The organism is Cryobacterium sp. TmT2-59, from assembly GCF_004403545.1.
Lineage (GTDB): Bacteria > Actinomycetota > Actinomycetes > Actinomycetales > Microbacteriaceae > Cryobacterium > Cryobacterium shii.
In genome coordinates this window covers 1-17,379 of record NZ_SOGM01000047.1, presented here as the reverse complement: position 1 = coordinate 17,379, position 17,379 = coordinate 1, and the positions used below count along the sequence as shown (strand labels likewise).

At 69.6% G+C, this 17,379-nt stretch carries 15 protein-coding genes, 1 pseudogene and 1 riboswitch; of the genes and pseudogenes, 10 read left to right on the top strand and 6 right to left on the bottom strand.

What is annotated here, in order from left to right; genetic code table 11:
• The 4 genes and pseudogenes from E3T24_RS07920 to E3T24_RS07905 all read right to left on the bottom strand — a co-directional run.
• Window positions 1-892 (bottom strand): ADP-ribosylglycohydrolase family protein (locus E3T24_RS07920; protein WP_241978650.1); only part of this gene is annotated, 892 nt, incomplete at its 3' end.
• 484 nt (window positions 893-1,376) lie between these two features.
• Window positions 1,377-2,201: a nuclease-related domain-containing protein gene (locus tag E3T24_RS07915; RefSeq protein ID WP_134402271.1), complete on the bottom strand. Its 825-nt coding sequence runs from the start codon at window positions 2,199-2,201 to the stop codon at window positions 1,377-1,379.
• A 3-nt stretch (window positions 2,202-2,204) separates the two neighbouring features.
• Window positions 2,205-4,022, bottom strand: coding sequence for a diguanylate cyclase (locus E3T24_RS07910; RefSeq protein WP_134434499.1), 1,818 nt, complete (start codon window positions 4,020-4,022; stop codon window positions 2,205-2,207).
• A gap of 89 nt (window positions 4,023-4,111) precedes the next feature.
• Window positions 4,112-4,608: pseudogene (locus tag E3T24_RS07905) on the bottom strand (NUDIX domain-containing protein).
• A 171-nt stretch (window positions 4,609-4,779) separates the two neighbouring features.
• Here E3T24_RS07905 and E3T24_RS07900 point away from each other — a divergent pair.
• Window positions 4,780-5,106: a hypothetical protein gene (locus E3T24_RS07900; RefSeq protein ID WP_134368323.1), complete on the top strand. Its 327-nt coding sequence runs from the start codon at window positions 4,780-4,782 to the stop codon at window positions 5,104-5,106.
• A 494-nt stretch (window positions 5,107-5,600) separates the two neighbouring features.
• A complete protein-coding gene (locus tag E3T24_RS18260) occupies window positions 5,601-5,972 on the top strand; it encodes a glutaredoxin domain-containing protein (protein WP_134368334.1) in 372 nt (123 codons plus the stop codon).
• Window positions 5,973-6,059: 87 nt separating this feature from the next.
• Here the strand turns inward: E3T24_RS18260 and E3T24_RS17320 are convergent, their stop codons facing one another.
• Entirely contained in the window at window positions 6,060-6,977 is a 918-nt protein-coding gene (locus E3T24_RS17320; RefSeq protein ID WP_166789189.1) for a hypothetical protein, read from the bottom strand.
• Between the two features lie 219 nt (window positions 6,978-7,196).
• Between E3T24_RS17320 and E3T24_RS07885 the strand changes: the two genes are divergently transcribed.
• From E3T24_RS07885 to E3T24_RS07860, 6 genes are all read left to right on the top strand, one after another.
• A complete protein-coding gene (locus E3T24_RS07885; protein WP_166787194.1) occupies window positions 7,197-8,258 on the top strand; it encodes a sigma-70 family RNA polymerase sigma factor in 1,062 nt (353 codons plus the stop codon).
• Window positions 8,259-8,319: 61 nt separating this feature from the next.
• Window positions 8,320-8,520 carry a hypothetical protein gene (locus E3T24_RS07880; RefSeq protein WP_134368331.1) on the top strand — a complete coding sequence of 67 codons (201 nt, stop codon included), beginning with the start codon at window positions 8,320-8,322 and terminating at the stop codon, window positions 8,518-8,520.
• 121 nt (window positions 8,521-8,641) lie between these two features.
• A complete protein-coding gene (locus E3T24_RS07875) occupies window positions 8,642-9,616 on the top strand; it encodes a ring-cleaving dioxygenase (RefSeq protein ID WP_134368330.1) in 975 nt (324 codons plus the stop codon).
• Between the two features lie 9 nt (window positions 9,617-9,625).
• On the top strand, window positions 9,626-10,342 hold the full coding sequence (locus E3T24_RS07870; protein ID WP_134368329.1) for an alpha/beta hydrolase: 717 nt from the start codon (window positions 9,626-9,628) through the stop codon (window positions 10,340-10,342).
• A 13-nt stretch (window positions 10,343-10,355) separates the two neighbouring features.
• Entirely contained in the window at window positions 10,356-11,603 is a 1,248-nt protein-coding gene (locus E3T24_RS07865; protein ID WP_134405859.1) for a maleylacetate reductase, read from the top strand.
• Between the two features lie 26 nt (window positions 11,604-11,629).
• Window positions 11,630-12,064, top strand: a complete 435-nt coding sequence (locus tag E3T24_RS07860) for a hypothetical protein (protein ID WP_134368327.1) — start codon at window positions 11,630-11,632, stop codon at window positions 12,062-12,064.
• 122 nt (window positions 12,065-12,186) lie between these two features.
• On the opposite strand, the gene ppsA is transcribed toward E3T24_RS07860, so the two are convergent.
• Window positions 12,187-14,577: a phosphoenolpyruvate synthase gene (gene ppsA / locus E3T24_RS07855; protein WP_134405856.1), complete on the bottom strand. Its 2,391-nt coding sequence runs from the start codon at window positions 14,575-14,577 to the stop codon at window positions 12,187-12,189.
• A 358-nt stretch (window positions 14,578-14,935) separates the two neighbouring features.
• Between ppsA and E3T24_RS07850 the strand changes: the two genes are divergently transcribed.
• Entirely contained in the window at window positions 14,936-15,565 is a 630-nt protein-coding gene (locus E3T24_RS07850; protein ID WP_134368325.1) for a VWA domain-containing protein, read from the top strand.
• Window positions 15,566-15,904: 339 nt separating this feature from the next.
• A riboswitch (cyclic di-GMP riboswitch) is annotated at window positions 15,905-15,978 on the bottom strand.
• A gap of 411 nt (window positions 15,979-16,389) precedes the next feature.
• Entirely contained in the window at window positions 16,390-16,830 is a 441-nt protein-coding gene (locus E3T24_RS07845) for a guanosine-3',5'-bis(diphosphate) 3'-pyrophosphohydrolase (protein WP_134368324.1), read from the top strand.
• The last annotated feature ends 549 nt before the right edge of the window (window positions 16,831-17,379 follow it).

The following is a 17,379-nucleotide window of genomic DNA, read 5'->3' as shown; positions in this document are numbered from 1 at the left end:
CGATCGCGGCGACCGTGTCGGTGTCGCGGCCGCCGCGCACGGCGAGTTCGAGCGAGTGCCGGAGGTGGGCGGCGGGGGTGCCGGCCGCGGTGGCGGTGGCGGTCTCGGCCGCGGTGGCGGTCTCGGCCGCGGTGGACGCAGCGACGACGGTCCCGCCCGCGGTGGCCGCAGCTGCGGCCTCGCGGCCCGGAAGCGTGATCGCTGACCAGGCGCCCTGCAGCGCTTCCACGACCCAGCCGTTGCGGCTGAAGTCGGAGGGGCTTCCGGCCTCGGCCACGACGAAGCGGGATTCCCAGAGCTCACGGCGCTCGGGCGGAAGCGCGCCCAGACCCACCCGGACGTCGAGGGTGCCCTCGAGCACCGCGTGCCGAATTGCCAGGCACCAGAGCACGCAGGCGTCGCCGGCATCCGTCTCAAAATGGGTGAGGTCACTGACGGCGCGGGCGGCGCCGGCGAGCGCGACCGGGTCGTCGAGGTAGGCCAGCGCCACCGGGGCGGTTCGCATCAGCGAGCCGTTGCCGCCGCTGCGGCCGTGCGTCTCGTGGTGGGCGCGGGCGACGATGCGCACCGCGGATGCGGTGAGCTCGGTTCGGGAGAGCACCGCGCGCAGCTGGTTGCCCACGTCCGGCGCCGTGCGGGCCCAGTCGACCCAGGCGGCCACGATCTCGTCGAGCACCGCTTCGTCGCGGAGGTCCTGGCCGGCGGCGATCGCGTTCAGGATCGGAACGGCCATGGAGGTGTCGTCGGTCCACTCGCCGGGGGCCCAGTTGAACCCGCCGCCGCCCTTCATCGTGACGGAGGCATCGGCCGCGAGGGGCGGGCCGAATTCGTAGCCGGCACCGAGGGCATCGCCGCAGGCCATGCCGAGCATCACGCCGGCGGCGCGATCCAATTGAGCAGACGTACGTTTCAAGCGTTCCCCCGGGTAAGGTCCGTTGGGGGCATGCAGTGAGCCGTGGCGTGCCCGCGACAACGCCGTCGCCGGATGCTGCTCGGGCTCATTCCCCCCATATGAGAATACGGGCGAAATGCGGGTTGCTGCTCCGCCTTCTTCGAGGGACAGCGGCGCCCGACCGGCCGTGATCTGCCGGCGGTGATCTGCCGCGAGGGGAAGCTGCCGGGTGGGCGCGGCGCATCCCGGCCAGCCTCGCTCACCGGCGCCGCGGGCCCCGTTGGCGCGGTGGGTTGTGGCTAACTCAGGTGATTCCCCAGAAAACAGGCCGAAACCGGCCGGATTCGGGCATTCCGAAGTGGTTTTCCTGAGTTGGCCACACGGGAGCTCCGTGCCATTGGCTTGGCGGGCATCGGGGGGCTACTGCCCCCGGGCCGCTGCCCCCCGGCCACCGCGGGACGGCCGCGGGACGGCCGCGGGACGGCTACGGGTTCGTGGCGGAGCCCATGAAGGCGGTCAGGACCGCGGTCAGCAGGGGCGGTCCGACCGAGACCGCCACGGCCGCCGCCACGACGGCGCCCAGTAACTTCCACAGGGTGCGCCGCACCCTGGCCTGCCGCACCTCGGCGTCGAGGACCGCGAACTGCGCGAACGGATGCTCCGTTGGCGGGAATACCGGGGTCGGCCAGGTGGCGGGGTCATCGATGATCGCGGCGAGGTTCGCCAGCTCGGCGGGTCCCATGGAGACGGGCTGCGTGATCAGCCAGCGCCGCAGCCCGGGAGCGGTGACGACCTTCACCCGTTCCGGCGTGGACTTGACGGTGAGCGACTTCGGGTTCACGAGCGCGATCACGGGCTGGGCGGCCGCGAGGCGCGGCATCCGTTCTCGCAGCAGTTTGGTGACCCGGTCGGCCTCGTGCTCGGCGTTGCGGATGTGGGGAACCCGGTGGCCGGAGACCATCAGGGTGCGGCCGGCGACCCAGACGCCCTTGCCGGAGTGGTTCTTGGTGTTGAGGGTGAAGAGGCCGCCGGGGCCGATGACGAGGTGGTCGATGTCGGCGCCCTTCTTGCCGATCGGCAGGGCGTGGAAGGCCGTCCAGTCGGGCGGAAGCGTGGCGAGGATGCCGCCGACCTCGAGTTCGCCCTTCGCGCCGAGGTACCAGCTGACGCTGTCGTCGCCGAGCGGGGAGTAGCCGAAGAGCCGGCTGAAGCCGTTGCGGGCCGGCGTGGTGCTCTGCTGCCGCAGCAGTTCCTCGATCACCGATCGGGCCGCGCGCTGCTCACCCATGGTCGGGGTCTGTGACGTCATGGCTCAGACGGCGACGACCCGGTCGCGGCCGCCGTTCTTGGCGGCATACAAGGCCGCGTCGGCGCGAGCGAGCCACTGCGCCACGCTCTCCGAGTTTTGCCGGGCGGCCAGACCGACGCTCGCCGTGCAGGCCAGTCCCTCGGCCAGGTCGCCCCAGGCGAACCCGCGCACCGAGGCGATGAGGCGTTCGCAGACTTTTTCGGCCTGCGCGGGGCTGGTGTCGGCCAGGACGAGCAGGAACTCCTCGCCGCCCACGCGCACGGCCAGGTCGCTTTCGCGGGTGACGCCCCGCAGCAGGGTGGCCATCTCGGCCAGGACCTGGTCGCCGATGCCGTGCCCGTGGACGTCGTTGACCCGTTTGAAGTGGTCCATATCGATCATGGCCGCGCACAAGGGCTGGGCCAGATCCTGCGCACGATCCATCAGGTTGGGCAGCTCGCGGTCCAGCGCCCGCCGGTTCGGCAGCCTGGTGAGCGGGTCGGTGTTGGCCTGCTGTTCCAATTCCTCAGCACGGATGCGCAGCATCTCCGCCTCGAGCTGCGAACGCTCCGCCTCATGGTTGGCCTGCTCGATCCCCATGGTATTGATCAGCATCTGGGACTGGATCTCGGCCGTCTGCGTCGTCATGTTCAACGTCAGGGCGTGCAGCTTCTCGTGGTGCGCCAGGGCTCGCTCGAAGCGCCCGCTTTCCTTGTGCATCTCGAACAGAGATTCGTGCAGCCGGATCAGAAGGGGCGGGTCGTTGTCGAGAGAGGGGTCGGCGAGCTGGGCTTCCATCATCGCGGTGGCGTCGTCGAGGTGGCCCTCGGCCCGCACCACCTCGGCCAGCTGTGCGTCGTTGTTCACCTCGAGATTGTGAAAACCGTTGACGTTCGCCAGCGCCTTGGACCGGCCGGCCTGCTCACGGGCCTCGTCGTGCTCGTCGAGCTCGATCAGGATGCTGACGAGGTTGGTGAGGGCGATGGTCTCGAAGAAGGTGTGCCCCTGGGCGTGGGCGACCGCAACCGCCTCCCGCACCAGGGACAGACCCCAGTGCAGCGTCGGAGACGGGTTCAAGCCCTGGACGCGCTGAACCCGAGCGGCCTCCAGGCAACTGTCGGACAGGTTGTTCAGGGCGACGAAGTTGACTTCGGGGTCGTCGAGGGTGCGGGACAGGGCCAGTGCCTGACGGCCAAGCTCGACTCCGCGCGCGAGGTCGCCCATGGAGCCGTGCACGGTGGAGGACCGGCTGAGCGCCCAGAACTCGGCGGTCGTGTTGCCGCAGTCCCGGGCGGCTTCGATCGCGGCCAGGACGTGTTGAAGTGCCTGCTCCTTCAAGCCCGTGTCGGTGAAGGCCAGCGCCAGGGTACAGTGCACCTTCGACTGCCGGAGCAGGTCGCCGCTGCTGGTCAGGGCTTCCAGCGCCAGGAGGCCCTGTTGCACGGCTTCCTTGAAATCCCCCAGCCGCAGCCGGTGCAGCGCCAGCAGTTCGCGCACTTGCGCCTGCTGCACCGCGCTCGCATCCGGTCGCGCCAGGATTTCCTCGGCCTGGGCGGCGCCCTCACGGTGGCGCCCCTCGGCGCTCGACCGTTCGCAGGCACGGAGGAGGTCCTCGACCGTCGGGAGAACGACTGTCGCGAGGGCGGAGGGGGTCCGGAGCGGTTTCGCGAATGGTTTCGCGAGCGGTGTCGGGAGCGGTGTCGGGAGCGGTGTCGCGAGCGGTGTCGGGAGCGGTGTCGGGAGCGGTGTCGCGAGTGCCGGATCGGCCGGCAGGGTCGACACCGAGTTCAGGACCGGCGCCGACGTGGACACCATGTCACCCACCACCTCTTTCGAGTTCACGTTCAGTCCCCCAGCGGCCTTCTCTTACACCGAACCTAGCAGCGGTCTCCGACACCGGCCGGAATATTTGCGACCCCCCAAAGGGGCCGTCACTCGCCGCCGGTCACCGTGTCTCCGGGGCACACCCGCTGTTCGAGCGCGTCGAGCACGACGACCTGTCCGCGCACGAGCCTGGCGCGGGCATCCGTTGCCGTGAACCAGCGGGCGTCATCTATTTCAGGGAAGTCTCGCACCCGCCCCGAGCCGCGGGGCCACTCGAGCGGGAACGTGTTGCTGATGATGCGGTCGACCCGAAAAGCGGCGTCGGCTTCGGCCGTGAAGACCGTGATCACCTTGCCGGACGGCTGTCTGAACTCCCCCAGTTCGGCGTAGTCGACCTCCGGAGCGGGCACGCCGACCTCCTCCTCGAACTCGCGCTTCGCCACGGCGAAGGGTCTTCCCCGGCGGCGTATTCGCCCTTGGGGATCGACCACGCCCGCTCGTCCTTGTGCGCCCAGAACGGCCCGCCCATGTGCGCGATCCAGACCTGCAGGGCCCCGGCTTCCGTGACGCGGTAGAGCAGTATCCCGGCACTGAGTACGGTCATCGGCATCCTTCCCCCTGATTCTGCGTGCTTCTGCGGGCGCTCCGGGCGGGCGCGGGCCCGTCGAACCATGATCCGCTCGCGGCGCAAGTTGGGGAAGCCGGCGGGGGATAGAACCTGCGCCGGCGGAGGGAAGGTTCGCCGCGGCATCCGTGGAGGACTACCGTAACGGGCATGGCCACCTCACCCCCGCCCCTCACCTTTGCCTCGAATGTGCGTGCCGACGCCGTCGTCGAGCCCGGCGGTCTGGGCCACACCCGGGTGCTCAACTCCCCCGGTGTTCGCGTGGTCGTGCTGACATTCGAGTCGGGTCACGTGCTGAAGCAGCACACGGCGCCCACGATCCTGCTGATGCAGGCCCTCGACGGATGCCTTCGGGTCACCGCCGGCGGAAAGGTCACCCGGCTCGTGCCCGGCGCACTGCTGCGCCTCGACGCCGGGCTGCCGCACGAGGTCGAGGCGCTCGAGGAGTCCCGGCTGATGCTCAACATGTTCGGCTGACTCGGGGCATCCGTCGCCGCACGCGCCGCGCGACGCTCGCGCCGCCCGCCGCCTCGCCCTTGCCCCGCCTCACCACCTGCCCCGCCTCACCGCCTGCCCCGCCTCGCCGCCTGCCCCGCCTCACCGCCCGCCCCGCCTCACCACCTGCCCCGCCTCACCACCTGCCCCGCCTCACCGCCCGCCCCGCCTCGCCGCCTCGCCGCCGCCGCCTCGCCGCTCGCCGCCCATCCGTCGCCGCCCATCTCGCGCCGAGCCGTGAGTTCGGCCCCACTTTTGGCAAAAAACACGAGCCATACTCACCGTTCGGCGGGATGGTGTGGGGCGGGAGTGGCTAACGGGACGGGAGTGGTGGGCGGGGGGAGGAGACGAGCGGTGGGCGGGGGGAGGAGACGAGCGGTGGGCGGGGGGAGGAGACGAGCGGGGGGTGGGCGGTGGGGGGAAAGAGACGAGCGGCGTGCAGGGGAAGAGTCAGCGGGGCCGCTTACGATGAACGGATGACCGACCACGCCGCTCCCGCAGTCACCTCCGCCGCAGACACCGCCGCCCTCGCTGACGACGCAGCCCTCGCAAACACCGCCGCCCTCGCAGACGCCACCACCGCCACCTCCACCTCCGACTCGCGCATCACCATGTTCGGCGCGGACTGGTGCGGCGACTGCCGCCGCTCGAAGAAGCTGCTCGACGTGCTGAACATCGACTACGACTATGTCGACCTGCTCCTCGTGGAGGACGGCGCCGACCGCGCCCACGCGATCAGCGGCCGCACGCAGATCCCCGTGATCACGTTCCCCGACGGCACCCACGTCGTCGAGCCGAGCGACTCCGCGCTGCACGCGAAGCTGACGCAGCTCGGCCGCATCGGCTGACCCGCAGGCACGGCTGCTGACCCGCCAGGGACGGCTGCTGACCCGCCAGGGACGGCGCCCGACCACTCAGGTGCGGACCCTGACCGATCAGGGCAGGTAGGGGCCCAGCACACCCGCCGTCGTCAGGGCGAGTTTGCGGTCGGTCCGCTCGTACAGGGGCATCAGCTCGGTCGCCCCGGCGGCCGTATGGATGACCCCCGCCGCGTCGAAGATCGCGACCGGCTCAAGGTCGCGCAGCAGCGCCCAGAACGGCTGGAAGAAGTAGACGCTGCGGCTGCCCGCCTCGAACTCGAGCAGGGTCGCCGCCACATACTCGGCCCGCGCCCGGACGGTCGTCGGAAAGTCGCGGAAGTACTCGCATCCGGGGTCGTCGGGGTCTTCGTCGTGCAGCATCGGCGCCGGCACCGCATACCACTCGTGCCGGTCATTGATCGCGGTGGCGAGCGCGCTCGCGAGCACCCGGTAGGCCAGTGACCGCGGGGTCGTGACCGGAACGACCTTCGGGATGCCGAGACCGGTCGCCACCTCGATGCGCCGGACGATCTCGTGCGGGTTGAGCGCGGCCAGCATCTCGATCCAGCTGATCTTGTTGACGACCCCGTTGACCAGGAATTTGCAGCCGCCCACGAGGTCCCACTGGATGCTCATGCCATCCTGCTCGTCGTGCACGATCACCAGTCGGGCGGCCTCATCGACCTCGACTCCGGAGATGCGCAGATGCGGATGCCGCCGCACCAGTTCGCTCGCGATCCACCAGATCTGCGCGGTGAGGAACCGGTCAGCCGGCGGGTTGTACTCCTCGTAGCCGTCCTCGTCGTCGTCGGCCTCGTCGCCCTCGCGGTCGTCGTCATCGTCGGCCACGTCGACGGCGTCGCCGAGAGCATCGCCGGCGTCGAAGCGGTCGCGCGAAACGAACGTGGTTTCGGGGTCGAATTCGTCGTCGTCGACGAAATTGTCGTCATAATCGAAGTTGTCACCGGAGTCACCGGGTTCTGCATTGCTCATCATGCGTTCCCTTCTCACGATGCCGGACGCCCGCTCAACCGGACAGCCCTCCTCATAGTCACCCCATTGGCCGGTCTCCGAAACGCCCCATTCGGGTCTGCCGCCCTGCACACGGGCGCGTACTCTGCCCACACCCTGCACAGGCGACCACGGTGCCGGGTTTCGCACAGCCTGAAACGGATGCCCCGGCCCGGGCCGGCCCCGTCCTACCGTTCCGGCATGGATATCCGAAAGCCCCGTCCCGCCCGCCGCGCAGCCGCCGACTCCGCGTCCACCTGCGTCACGGCTTACCTGAAGAAGATCGGGCGGGTGCCGCTGTTGACCGCGGCGGAAGAGGTCGAGGTGGCCAGGCGGATCGAGGTGGGGCTGCTGGCCGCGGACAGGCTCACGCGGCTGGGCACCACCGGCAGCGACAGTAGCAACGGCACCACGGAGAGCAGCGAGAGCAGCGAGACCGCGTCGCTGCGCGAGGAGCTCCGCTGGCTCGCCGGCGACGGCGCCCGGGCGGTGGAGCACCTGATCTGCGCCAACCTGCGCCTGGTCGTCTCGGTTGCCCGGCACTACGTCGGAGGCGGCCTGGAGTTTCCGGACCTGATTCAGGAGGGCAACGTCGGTCTGATCCGAGCGGTGGAACGCTTCGACTTCGCCCGGGGATTCAAGTTCTCGACCTATGCCTCCTGGTGGATCCGCCAGTCGATCTCCCGGGCACAGGCCGACCAGTCCCGGACCATCCGCCTCCCGGTGCAGACCGCCGACTCCCTCCTTCTCATCGCCCGCGAGGAGCACGCGATCCGGCAGCGCCTCCGCCGGGACGGCACCAACCAGGAGCTCAGCCGCGCCACCGGTCTCACCCGCAACCGGGTCGTGGCGCTGCGGGAGCACGCGCGTGCGCCCCGCTCCCTCGACGCCCCGGTCTGGGTCGACTTCGGCAACGGCCCCGAGCCCATGCCGTTCGGCGACACGGTCAGTGACGCCCAGGCGATGGATCCGGCCGACATCGTGGGCCGCACCCTGCTGTTGGAAGGGCTGGAGTCCAGGGTGTCCGCGCTCCCCGGCCGCGAGGAGCGGGTGCTCCGGATGCGGTTCGGCCTGGGCTGCGAGCGCCCGCGCACCCTGCGCGAGGTCGGAGCTCTTCTCGGAGTGACCCCGGACCGGGTGCGGCAGATCGAGGTGAGGGCGATCGCCAGGCTGCGACATCCGTCGAACGCCTCTCCCCTGGACGGCGGAGGTTCGGCGGGATGCTGGACGGAATGCTTGACGGTGGAAGATCTTCGAGCGTAGCGTCGGATTGTTGCCCCGGACCCCGGCAGCGGGTCTGACCGCGCCGGCTGAGGGGGTTCACATGTTCGGGAACGCGGATGCGAAACCGCCGACCACTGCTGCCGCTGGCGTCCCAGCCGGTTCGGTCGGTCCGGACGGCGACCAGGCCGAGTTTCAGGCGCCGCCGGAGCGCAGCCAGAACGACGATGCCGACGCGAACGCGCAGACGATGACGGCGTGGCTCGCCGACCTGCCGTCTCAGTGCTGGGACCTCGGCGAGTAGCCCGGAGCCCGGAGCCCGGAGCGTCGCGCGGGAATGAATCCCGAGAAACATGTGTTTGCATAGAAGTCACCGCGACACGACATCGCAGCCAGCCCCGTCGGGCCCGCCAGAAAGGGATTCCATGACTCCGCAAACATCCGGACTGCACCACGTCACCGCCATCGCGGGTGCGCCGCAGCGCAATATCGACTTCTACGTGACCGGCCTCGGCCTTCGGCTCGTCAAGAAGACCGTGAACTTCGACGACCCGGGCACCTACCACCTCTATTACGGGGATGACGCGGGCCGCCCGGGATCGCTGCTTACCTTCTTTCCGTGGACAGGCATCGCCAGCGGACGCCCCGGCTCCGGCCAGTCCACTTCGACGGCGTTCTCGGTGCCGGCCGGCAGCCTCGGCTGGTGGGCGGACCACTTCAAGGGCCTCGGTGTCGAGTCCGAGTTCGTGCGCCGCTCCGCCGACGAGGAACGGCTCTCCCTGCGCGATCCCGACGGCCTGCAGCTCGACCTGGTGGCCTCGTCGACGGTCGATCCGCGCAATCCGTGGGACTCGGCATCCGTGCCTGCCGAATACGCCGTGCGCGGCCAGCACTCCTCGGTGCTGACCGTCGCCGACCCAACCGGCACCGTCGAGGTGCTCACCCGCGACCTCGGCATGCACGTGATCGAGGAGACCACCGACCGCATCCGGGTCGGCGCGGGCGACGGCGCCCCCGGCAACATCGTGGACATCATCGCCGACCCGAACGGCCAGGTGGGCCTGACCGCCGGCGGCAGCGTGCACCACATCGCCTTCCGCGTGCCCGACAAGACCACCCAGGAGCAGTGGCGCCAGGAGCTCGTCGAGCGCGGCTACGGGGTGACGGCGATCCTCGACCGCCAGTACTTCACGTCGATCTACTTCCGCGAGCCGGGCGGCGTTCTGTTCGAGATCGCAACCGACACCCCCGGCTTCGACATCGACGAGCCACTGCTCGAACTGGGCCGCTCGCTCAAGCTGCCGCCGTGGCTCGAGCCCAGCCGCGACCAGATCGAGCGCGCCGTCGTGCCGATCACGCTGCCGGCCGAGAACAACCCCGCCTCCGCGACGGTCGGCTAGAGAACACCGATGAGCGATCACACAGCCGCCGAAGCGGCCACCGGGCAGCCCGTCGATCAGACCCCCGGCCTGACCGTTGGCACGCCCGCCGGCCTGCCCGACCTCGACTGGCCGCACGTCTACCGGGCGGGCTCGCCTGCGGCCCCGGTGCTGCTGATGCTGCACGGCACCGGCGGCAACGAGCAGGAGATCGTGAACCTCGCCGATGCACTCGACCCGGATGCGACCGTGCTCGCACCCCGCGGCCGGGTCACCGAGGGCGGGATGCTGCGCTGGTTCCGGCGGCTCGCCGAGGGCGTGTTCGACGTCGACGACGTCGTGCGCCGCTCCGGCGAGCTGGCCGGTTTCATCGCCTGGGCCCGGCAGCGCTACGACCTCGGCGAGCGCCGCCTGATCGCCGTGGGCTTCTCCAACGGGGCGAACATCGCTCTGGCCACGGCCCTCCTGCACCCCGAGGCCCTCGACCGGGTGATCGCTTTCTCGGGCATGTTCCCGCTCGACGACCGGGAACTCGGCACGGACCTGCCACGCACCTCGGTGCTGCTGCTGAGCGGCCGCACCGACCCGATGGCCCCGCTCGCGAGCGCCGTGCGGGTGGCCGGCGTGCTCACCGCACGCGGCGCCCAGGTCGACCACGAGCTGCGAGACGGCGGGCACGGCATCGCCGCAACGGATGTCGCCGCCGCCCTCGCCTGGCTGGCCCGCCCCGCGCAGACCGGCGCGTAGCCACCCCGTGAACATGCAGCCCCCGCAGCCCCCGCTCGATTTCGAATACCGCACCCAGTCGCAGCGCGTGCTCTTCGGCACCGGACGGGCCGCCGAGCTGCTCGCCCGGGTGCTCGCCGAGCCCGGCGGTCTGCCGGGCAGCGCGAGCACCTCCGGCAGCACGAACGCCTCCGGCAGGACCAGCACCCCCGGCAGCACCAGCACCCCCGGCAGCGACGCCCCGCGCGTGATGGTGATCGCGAGCCGGCGCGAACTGGAGCGGTCGACCGGGGTGCTCGGCGGCATCCGTCCGGCCGCGATCTTCGACGACGTCGTACAGCACGTGCCGGTCGAATCGGCCGAGCGAGCCCGCCAGGCCGCCCGGGACGCCCGGATCGACGTGCTCGTGCCGATCGGCGGCGGGTCGGCGATCGGCCTGGCCAAGGCGGTCGCGCGGGCCGAGGGCCTGCCGATCGTTGCGGTGCCCACGACCTACTCCGGGTCGGAGGCCACCGCCGTCTGGGGCCAGGTCGAACACGGGGTGAAGACGACCGGTTTCGATCCCCGGGTGCTGCCCGGCACCGTGATCTACGACGCCGAGCTCTCCCGGGCGCTCCCCCGCGACCTCAGCGTGTCCAGCGGGCTCAACGCCCTCGCGCACGGCATCGACGCGCTCTGGGCCCCGGGCAAGAACCCGGTCAGCAGCACGATTGCCGCCGAGGCGATCCGGATGCTGGCGCACGCCCTGCCGCTCATCGCCGACGACCCCGGTGACCTGGCCGCGCGGGAGGAGGCCCTCTACGGCGCCTACCTGTCGGCGAGCGCGTTCTCGAGCGCGGGCTCGGGCCTGCACCACAAGATCTGCCACGTTCTCGGCGGCACGTTCGGACTGCCCCACTCAGAGACGCACGCGATCGTGCTGCCGCATGTGGTCGCCTTCAACGTGCCGGCCGCGCCCGAGGCAGAGGCGCTGCTCGCCCGTGCGCTCGGGGCCGCGGCTGCCGCCGCCGACCTGACTGAAGTGCCCGGCCCAGCCGGAACACCGGCCGAACCGCCCACCGCCGTCGAGTCGCTGGTCGCCCTGAGCGACCGCCTGCACGCGCCGACCGCGCTGCGGGACTTCGGTTTCCGGGAGGAAGACATCACCCGGGCGGTGGCGCTGATCGTGCCCGCGGCGCCGCCGTCGAACCCGCGCCCGGTCACCCCGGAAGCCCTGACCCGGCTGCTGCACGACGCCTGGAGCGGCGACGCCCCCGTTTCCCCGGGTGCCCTCCCGCGCTAGGCTGCCAGCGAAAAAAGGGAGACAGTATGAGCAACGCAGAGCACGGAACAGACAACGACGCCGGCGGCAGCAGCACCTCACCCGGCACGAACGAGGCCGGCAGCACCGGAACCGGCGGGACCCAAACCGGCGGCACCGAGGCGATCGTCCCGGTCCCGCACGCGGCCGGGCAGTCCTCCGAGCAGCGAGCACGCAAAGCCGAGCAGGAGTCTCGGCTGCAGCTCCTCCGCAGCAAGGCCGCGGTGGCCCGGTCCGAGGTGGACGCAATGGCCGCGATGCGCCTCGACCCCGAAACGCTGGAGGACCTGCTCATCAACGCCACCCCGAGCGAGGCAGCTCGCCTCCGCAAATCCGAGCACGCGATCAGCGAGCGCGTGGCCGAGGCCCGCGCCAGGGCAGACGCCGCGGAGGCGGAATACGAACAGGCCGTGCTCGACGAGTTCGACGAGGCCGAGCGGTAGCGCAGCCCGGGCGACGACCGGCATCCGCCGGCGGCGCCCGCGACATCCGGCATCCGTCGGCGCAGCACCGTCAAGGAGCTGCGCCGACGCAATGTCAGCGCCGCGCTGTCAGCGCCGTACGCCTACGCCGTGTCGAGCTCCTGCTCGGCCTGGGCGATGTGGGAGACCGTCTTGAGGAAGCTGTCCGGGTTGAGGGAGATGGAGTCGATGCCCTGCTGCACCAGGAAGGCCGCGAAGTCGGGGTAGTTGCTGGGCGCCTGGCCGCAGATGCCGATCTTGATTCCGGCGGCGTGGGCCTTTCTGATTGCCTCGCTGATCATCCATTTCACGGACTCGTCGCGTTCGTCGAAGAGGGCGGCGAGGTCTTCCGCGTCACGGTCGACGCCCATCACCAGCTGGGTCAGGTCGTTGGAACCGATCGAGAAGCCGTCGAACCGGGTCGCGAACTTCTCGGCGAGGATGACGTTGGCCGGGATCTCGCACATCATGTACACCTGCAGCCCGCGCTCGCCCCGCACCAGCCCGTTCTCCGCCATCGCCGCGATCACCTTGTCGGCTTCGGCGGTGGTGCGGCAGAAGGGCACCATCACGATCACGTTGGTGAACCCGATCTTCTCGCGCACCCGCTTGATCGCCCGGCACTCGAGGGCGAACCCCTCCCGGTAGCGGCGGTCGTAGTAGCGCGACGCGCCCCGGAAGCCGAGCATCGGGTTCTGCTCCGAGTGCTCGAAGTCCATCCCGCCGATGAGGTGCGCATACTCGTTGGTCTTGAAGTCGCTCATCCGCACGATCACCGGGTTCGGGTAGTACGGAGCGGTCAGCTTCGCGATTCCCAGCGCGAGCGCCTGCACGAAGTACTCCTTCGGGTCGAGGTAGCCGCGGGTGAGTTCGTGGATCTGCTTCTGCGCGGCCCGGTCGGTGACCCGCTCCGGATGCACCAGCGCCATCGGGTGGATCTTGATCAGGTTGTTGATGATGAATTCCATCCGGGCCAGACCCACGCCGGCGGCCGGCAGCCGCCACCATTCGAAGGCCGCGGCGGGGCTGGCGATGTTGACCATCACCTTGGTGCGGGTCTCGGGAACCTCGCCCAGGTCGATCTCCTCGGTCTCGAAGGCCAGGGCTCCCGCGAAAACGTAGCCCTCGTCGCCCTCGGCACAGGAGATGGTGATCAGCTGGCCATCCGTCAGCTCGCTGGTGGCATTACCGGTGCCGACGACGGCCGGCACACCGAGCTCCCGGCTGACGATGGCGGCGTGGCTCGTGGGGCCGCCATGGTCGGTGACGATGCCGGCCGCGCGGGTCATGATGGGCACCCAGTCCGGGTCGGTCATCTCGGTGACCAGGATGGCGCCGTCGATGAACTTCTCGATGTCGGCCGGGTCCTTGATCACGCAGGCCGTGCCGGAGGCGATGCTGTCGCCGATCGCGACCCCGGTGACCAGCAGCGGACCCCTCTCGCTCAACCGGCTGACCGTGAACTTGGTTCCGCTGGCCTGCGACTGCACGGTCTCGGGCCGGGCCTGCACCATGAACAGCTCCCGGGTCAGGCCGTCTTTGGCCCATTCCATGTCCATCGGCCGGTCGTAGTGGTTCTCCACGATCACGGCCCAGCGGCCCAGCTTCACGATTTCGGCGTCGGTCAGCACGAACGACTGCCGTTCCCCGTCGGGGGTGTCGACCATGCGGGTGCGGGCGCTGCCACCCTTGGCGTAGACCATCTTGCGGGCCTTCTCGCCCAGGGTCTTCTCCACGATCGGGGTGCAGCCGGGCTGCTCCAGCAGTTCCTTGAAGACGAGGTACTTGTCGGGGTTGACGGTGCCCTGCACCACGGTCTCGCCGAGCCCCCAGGAGGCGCTGATCACGGCGACGCCCGGGAATCCGCTGTCGGTGTCGATCGAGAACATCACCCCGGAACCGCCCAGATCGGAGCGGATCATGCGCTGAATTCCGATCGACAGCGCCACCTCCAGGTGGTCGAAGTGCTTGACCTCCCGGTAGCTGATCGCCCGGTCGGTGAACAGCGACGCGTAGCAGCGGCGGCAGGCGTCGAGCAGGTCACGCTCCCCGGACACGTTCAGGAAGGTCTCCTGCTGACCGGCGAAGCTGGCATCCGGCAGGTCCTCGGCGGTGGCGCTGCTGCGCACGGCCACCGGCAGATTGGGGTGCCCGGCCTTCTCCGAGAGTTCACGGTACGAGGCACGGATGCCGTCGGCGATGTCCGCGGGAAACTCACCCCCCAAAAACAACTCGCGCAGCACGTCGCCGGTGGCCCGGAGCGACGCGTGGCCGGCATGGAACAGGTCGAGTTGGTGGCGCATCGCCGGTTCGATCCCGTTTGCCGTGACGAAGGCCCGGTAGGCGTTCGCGGTGGTCGCGAACCCGTCGGGCACCTGCACGCCCGCGCTGGAGAGATTGCGCACCATCTCCCCGAGTGAAGCGTTCTTACCGCCGACCTGCGGAATGTCCGCCAGACCGATTTCGTTGAACCAGACCACGCTGCTCTCGAGCATTGTTCTCCCACCATCGGCGGGCTCGCAAAATTGCTGACTCTGCCCGGTGCTGGCAACCTACTGCGGGCCGCGGAGGCCTGCTAGGTGCACCCGACCAGGTGAGGCCGGGCTCGCGTCCGAGTCTGAATCGGAGTCCGCGTCCCTCTGGTGCCGACTCCGCCCGCGAACGGATTCGACGGAGATTTTGCCCAAATCGGCCCCCGACAGCCCGAAAGAGTGGTTTTACGACAAGATCTCCGTCGAATTGGTTCGGCGGCGCTCGCAGCATCCGTCTGATGCGCTGTCACAGGGGCAATGTCAGAGGTCTCTGAGACTCTGAATCACTCCCCACGCGGGGGCACCCATCAGGAGGCACAAGATGACTGATCCCAACTACACGGCGCTGCTGCTCGTGATCGACCGGAGTGGCTCGATGTCGAGCATCCGTGACGACATGGTCGGCGGACTCACCGCGATGATCGCCGAGCAGGCGGCCGGTCCCGGCCTGCTCACGGTGGACATCGTCACTTTCGACGACGAGATCGAGCACACCCACACCCTGGCCGATCCGGCCACCGTGTCCGTCGAACTCGAGCCGCGCGGCATGACCGCGCTGCACGACGCGATCGGGGTGGCGGTGACCGGCTTCGGGCAGACGCTCCGGGCGCTGCCGGAACACGCCCGCCCCGACACGGTTCAGGTCGTGGTCGTGACCGACGGCGGCGAGAATGCGAGCCACGAGTACACCGCCGCGGCCGTGCGCGCCCTTGTCACGCAGCAGACGCGGGAGTACAGCTGGGACTTCGTCTTCCTGGGCGCCAACCAGGACGCCGTGCTCACCGGCGCCGACCTCGGTTTTGACGCCGACAGCTCGATGACGTTCGCCGCCGCCTCCGACGAGGTGGCCGCCCTGAGCGTCAACCTTGGCCGCTACGTGACGGATGTCCGCAAAAAGGACAAGCGCGGCTTCACCTCCGAGGAGCGCACCGAAGCCGGGGGCGAACGCTGAGCCGGGGCAAACGCTGAACGGCGGGCACGCAGTGGCGGGCACTCAGTGGCGGGCACTGTGCCGCGGGCAAAGCTAAGGCCAATGGGGAGAACCCCACTGGCCTAAAGCCTCGAGCATGCAATCGGGGCCGAACCCGAATCGAACCCCGATTGCAATGCCTCGTCAGGACGAGACCCTAGTCTCGCCCGGCTTCCTCCGCGTCGATCGCCTGCCTACCCAGGTCGGCGATGGTGCGCAGGAGTCTTTGGCACGCCTGAGGCCGCAGAGTCGGGCCGGAAGGTCCGCTTCTGATCTCGGACTCAAGTGTGGTGAGGCTCATCTGGATGTGGATCCTGTTCATTCGGTAGGCCGGCTGACCCGAAGGTCCCGTGCCTTTGCGACCCCGCCTCACGACGAGTGTGCCCGTGCGATTGACGTAAATGACCCGTCTACCCAGCGACCCTGTGATCACCTGAGATGAACTTACAGGGCGGGCGGCGCCGGATCTGCCGAACTCGGGGGCGACACGCGGGTATTTACGGGTAACCCGACCCCCAAAGCGAGGGGAAGTCAGTTTGTGATCAAGCCGGTTGCGAGCAGATCCGCGCTGAGGTCCGGGCCGGATCCCGCCCGGGCGCCGCCCTGATCCCGCCCCCACGACTGGCGCGTTACCCCGTGCGATGCCGTCGCTTTCCCTGGTCGCAGGCGCACGCTAACGTAGCTGGCATGGGGTCGGATGGTTCTCACCTCCAGAAAGAATCTTTCCCTTGCTCGAGGCTGCCTGTCTCGGCTGCCCAGGGTCATCAGCTCGGACACTCATGCTCGAACAATCAACGGGGGTTTTCATGTCGTCAGCCGCATCCGAGTCATTCATCGCCATTGCGCAGTCCATCGCCACGGACGCGCACCGAGGGCAGGTCGACAAGCTCGGCGCGGACTGCATCGACCACCACCGCCGGGTGGCGGAACGCCTGAGCGACCCGCTGGAACAGGCCACCGCCTGGCTGGTTGATGTGCTCGACGACACCGACATCACCCGCCACGACCTGCTCGCCCGCGGCATCCCCGGCGGCGTGGTCACGGCAGTCGAAGCACTGACCAGAACGGATGACGTCAGCAGCGACGACGAGTACTACGCCGCGATCCGCGAGAACCCGATCGCGCTCGCCGTGAAGCGGGCCGACATCGCCGACAACTCGGAGCCCTGGCGCGTGGAGCAGCTGGACTTCAGCGTTCGGGAATCGCTCGCTCTGAAGAACGAGGCTGCGCTGGCGGCACTCGGCTAGGTGGCACTGGGGGCACTCGGCCGGGTGAGGCAGCGTTCCCCGCTGTCTCACCGAAGGAATTCCTGGTCGACCCACAGATCCTGGACGGAATAGCCTTCGTTCACCTGCCGTTCGAGTCGTATCTGACTTCGAAAAATNCTAAAATTGTGCGTATGGATGACCCCACTGCAACCCTCGACGCCGCTGTGGTGGCTGCTGCGTTCGCGGCCCTCGCGGGCGAGGTGGGTGCCACGCTGTGGTGTTCAGGGGGTGCGGGGGTGCGATGACGATGGCCTGCTGCAGGTGACCGCGGCGGTGGAGCAGCTCGGCCGAAGGGTGGACGCCCTGCGGGTGGCGACGGCGGCGGCGATCGCCGACCGGTCCCGGCCCGAGCTCGATCCTGACCGCCCTGGTACCCACGCTCCGCTGCACCGACCTGGACCAGGTGCAGGCGGCCGAGCCCGAACTCGTTGCCGCCGCCACCGGAGGCGGCGGCGACCACCCGGTGGCGGTGCCCGCGGACGAGATCCGGATTCAGGCCCTGGTCTGGAAGACCGTGATCGCGCCCGA

Bases quoted from the DNA above. Each gene is read 5' to 3' on its own strand.
- E3T24_RS07915 (WP_134402271.1), bottom strand. From the start codon at position 2,201: ATGACGTCACAGACCCCGACCATGGGTGAGCAGCGCGCGGCCCGATCG.
- E3T24_RS07900 (WP_134368323.1), top strand. From the start codon at position 4,780: ATGGCCACCTCACCCCCGCCCCTCACCTTTGCCTCGAATGTGCGTGCC.
- E3T24_RS18260 (WP_134368334.1), top strand. From the start codon at position 5,601: ATGACCGACCACGCCGCTCCCGCAGTCACCTCCGCCGCAGACACCGCC.
- E3T24_RS17320 (WP_166789189.1), bottom strand. From the start codon at position 6,977: ATGAGCAATGCAGAACCCGGTGACTCCGGTGACAACTTCGATTATGAC.
- E3T24_RS07885 (WP_166787194.1), top strand. From the start codon at position 7,197: ATGGATATCCGAAAGCCCCGTCCCGCCCGCCGCGCAGCCGCCGACTCC.
- E3T24_RS07880 (WP_134368331.1), top strand. From the start codon at position 8,320: ATGTTCGGGAACGCGGATGCGAAACCGCCGACCACTGCTGCCGCTGGC.
- E3T24_RS07875 (WP_134368330.1), top strand. From the start codon at position 8,642: ATGACTCCGCAAACATCCGGACTGCACCACGTCACCGCCATCGCGGGT.
- E3T24_RS07870 (WP_134368329.1), top strand. From the start codon at position 9,626: ATGAGCGATCACACAGCCGCCGAAGCGGCCACCGGGCAGCCCGTCGAT.
- E3T24_RS07865 (WP_134405859.1), top strand. From the start codon at position 10,356: ATGCAGCCCCCGCAGCCCCCGCTCGATTTCGAATACCGCACCCAGTCG.
- E3T24_RS07860 (WP_134368327.1), top strand. From the start codon at position 11,630: ATGAGCAACGCAGAGCACGGAACAGACAACGACGCCGGCGGCAGCAGC.
- ppsA (WP_134405856.1), bottom strand. From the start codon at position 14,577: ATGCTCGAGAGCAGCGTGGTCTGGTTCAACGAAATCGGTCTGGCGGAC.
- E3T24_RS07850 (WP_134368325.1), top strand. From the start codon at position 14,936: ATGACTGATCCCAACTACACGGCGCTGCTGCTCGTGATCGACCGGAGT.
- E3T24_RS07845 (WP_134368324.1), top strand. From the start codon at position 16,390: ATGTCGTCAGCCGCATCCGAGTCATTCATCGCCATTGCGCAGTCCATC.